Source organism: Runella sp. R0.1_18, assembly GCF_057652155.1.
The window spans coordinates 1-228 of sequence record NZ_JBYFCK010000165.1 but is presented as its reverse complement, the minus strand read 5'-3'; the positions used below and the strand labels follow the sequence as shown (position 1 = coordinate 228).

Annotated in this window: 1 protein-coding gene; it reads left to right on the top strand. The window is 50.0% G+C overall.

The window, feature by feature from the left end:
• Positions 1-228: 3,4-dihydroxy-2-butanone-4-phosphate synthase (locus AC23P2_RS31475; protein WP_487776847.1), on the top strand; the 228-nt coding region annotated here is incomplete at both ends.

Genomic DNA, 228 nt, shown 5'->3' with positions numbered 1-228 from the left:
TTTTTGTGCGGCCGAAATGACCACTCCCGTATTGGTGATCTTCATGGTAATAGAAGGCCGTGGGCTCATGTGTGCCCCACTTACCGTGGAGCGTTGTGAGGAATTGGGCCTCAAAATGTTGGTGGGAGATAATACTTCTACGCACGAGACACCTTTTTCCGTATCGGTCGATTTGCTTGGCCATGGTTGTTCGACGGGGATTTCGGCTTCCGACCTTTCTAAAACCAT